At 55.8% G+C, this 2,500-nt stretch carries 2 protein-coding genes and 2 rRNA genes (2 of these 4 running past the window's edge); all 4 read left to right on the forward strand.

Annotated features, from left to right (window positions below):
* Nucleotides 1–1,038: ribosomal RNA gene (locus tag LG281_RS14215) — 23S ribosomal RNA — on the forward strand; it begins 1,693 nt to the left of the window's first position.
* A gap of 68 nt (nt 1,039–1,106) precedes the next feature.
* A 5S ribosomal RNA gene (gene rrf, locus LG281_RS14220) occupies nt 1,107–1,222 on the forward strand.
* 141 nt (nt 1,223–1,363) lie between these two features.
* A complete protein-coding gene (locus LG281_RS14225; RefSeq protein WP_404401798.1) occupies nt 1,364–1,903 on the forward strand; it encodes a hypothetical protein in 540 nt (179 codons plus the stop codon).
* 141 nt (nt 1,904–2,044) lie between these two features.
* Nucleotides 2,045–2,500: the 5' portion of a hypothetical protein gene (locus tag LG281_RS14230; RefSeq protein WP_404401800.1), read on the forward strand. The gene runs 396 nt beyond the window's last position; 456 of the gene's 852 nt are visible here — the first part of the coding sequence; the start codon lies at nt 2,045–2,047; its stop codon lies off the right edge, out of view.

Here is a 2,500-nt window from a genome sequence, read left to right on the forward strand (position 1 = left end):
TGCCGGAAGGTTAAAAGGAGAGGTGCAAGCCTTGAATTGAAGCCCCGGTAAACGGCGGCCGTAACTATAACGGTCCTAAGGTAGCGAAATTCCTTGTCGGGTAAGTTCCGACCTGCACGAATGGCGTAACGACTTCCCCACTGTCTCCAGCATCGACTCAGCGAAATTGAACTCCCCGTGAAGATGCGGGGTTCCTGCGGTCAGACGGAAAGACCCCGTGCACCTTTACTATAGCTTCACGCTGGCATTCGTGTCGGCATGTGCAGAATAGGTGGTAGGCTTTGAAGCAGGAACGCCAGTTCTTGTGGAGCCGCAATGTGAGATACCACCCTTATCGTCATGGATGTCTAACCGCGGTGTAACAGCACCCGGGACAGCGTGTGGTGGGTAGTTTGACTGGGGCGGTCGCCTCCCAAAGAGTAACGGAGGCGCGCGATGGTGGGCTCAGAGCGGTCGGAAATCGCTCGTTGAGTGCAATGGCATAAGCCTGCCTGACTGCGAGAGTGACAACTCGAGCAGAGACGAAAGTCGGTCATAGTGATCCGGTGGTCCCGCGTGGAAGGGCCATCGCTCAACGGATAAAAGGTACGCCGGGGATAACAGGCTGATGATGCCCAAGAGTCCTTATCGACGGCATCGTTTGGCACCTCGATGTCGGCTCATCACATCCTGGGGCTGGAGCAGGTCCCAAGGGTATGGCTGTTCGCCATTTAAAGTGGTACGTGAGCTGGGTTTAGAACGTCGTGAGACAGTTCGGTCCCTATCTGCCGTGGGTGTCGGAATATTGAGAAGAGCTGTCCCTAGTACGAGAGGACCGGGATGGACGAACCTCTGGTGGACCTGTTGTGGCGCCAGCCGCATTGCAGGGTAGCTAAGTTCGGACGGGATAACCGCTGAAAGCATCTAAGCGGGAAGCCTCCTTCAAAACCAGTATTCCCTATCAGAGCCGTGGTAGACCACCACGTCGATAGGCCGGGTGTGGAAGCGCAGCAATGCGTGAAGCTTACCGGTACTAATAGCTCGATCGAACTTGATCGCTCTCATTGACCAATATCCGCAGATCTCAAAACACAAAGACCAGTTCACACCAGTTTGCCCTTTTCCGACCTGGTGGCTATGGCGAAGCGCCCAGAACCCGATCCCATTCCGAACTCGACCGTTAAACGCTTCTGCGCCAATGGTACTGTGTCTCAAGACACGGGAGAGTAGGTCGCCGCCAGGTCTGAAAAGCGCAAACAATAAACCCTTCTCGCTAACAATACATACATTAAAGCCCTACGCAGAAATGACGTAGGGCTTTTTTGTTATTCTAAGGCCAGAAAAGCCATCGCCTCCTTTGCCTCAATTCCCGGGGGTAATCGAAATGGAAACGACACTGCGTGCTGATTGCTCGCGTTGCGCCGCGCTTTGTTGCGTTGCTCTTGCGTTCGATCGCTCCAAGGCGTTTCCGTTCGACAAGCCGGCCGGTACGCGTTGCCGGCACTTGGGGGATGGTTATGCATGCACAATCCATTCCGAACTCTCCGAGCGAGGCTTTTCCGGATGTGTGTATTTTGATTGTCTGGGGGCAGGGCAGAAGGTTACGGCCATGTTTCCGGGCGGCCCTTGGCGTGACGATCGAACATTGAAGCCAATGGTGATTGAGGCGTTTGCCCGCATGCGGCGGATCCATGAGCTGATATCGCTCATTGTCGAGGCGGGCAGGTTGCCGCTAACCGTCCCGCAGGTAAAACAACGCCGAGCGTTGCTCGATGCGCTTGAGTACGAGGCGAATCGGCCTTTGGAAACATTGCGCGCTTTTGATCGCAGCACATTATCGCTCCAGGTAAAGACCTATCTTGAGAGCCTTCGGGATGCGGCCCGTGAATATGCCGACGGGCACAACCGGGCAAACAGCGGCTAGAGCGCGTCCTGACAAAGTGGCTTCCACTTTTTCGGTCGGACACGCTCTGGAATCGCCGCTCTCGGCTTCACATACGTAGTTTGCCGAATTGGAAGAGTCCTTGAGCCCCGCTAGGGTTTTAATCCTACGCAGGAGGGTGCAATGAGGCTTGTGCTGTTCGTATATCAACCATCTGGTTCTTGGGATATTCAAAGGCGGCATTTCCGCCTTTCGGGCGCGCTGGGGGACATCGCAAGCAGGGGACTGGGCGATGATATACTTGTTTGCGAACGGCAGGCACAGACGCTGAGCTATTTCGCGATCGGCCGGCTATGCGGGCATCTCGTGTCTGGCCAGGAAAGTGCTGAGCACGTTTTGTGTGTGTCTGACCTAGCCTATTTCAAACGTCCCGTCGCCGTGGAGAATACAGCGGGCAGCATCGTCGTTGAGCCGGACATCGCGGGAGGGAATGACTGTGAACGGATCGGCTGGATCAGCGAGAGCGAATTTCGCCGACTCGCACAGGCGGGAGGATTGCCACCGAACGCCGCAGAGGCGCGTGCCATGCTGGAGCAAGGGTTTGGTGAGCACCAGCAGGCCCTATGGCACGAAGAGTAT

Origin of the sequence: Pelagibacterium halotolerans, from assembly GCF_044811015.1 — a bacterium.
Lineage (GTDB): Bacteria > Pseudomonadota > Alphaproteobacteria > Rhizobiales > Devosiaceae > Pelagibacterium > Pelagibacterium halotolerans_A.

What these genes read in the sequence shown, in the direction of transcription:
- LG281_RS14225 (WP_404401798.1), top strand. Translation starts at nt 1,364, where the DNA reads ATGGAAACGACACTGCGTGCTGATTGCTCGCGTTGCGCCGCGCTTTGT.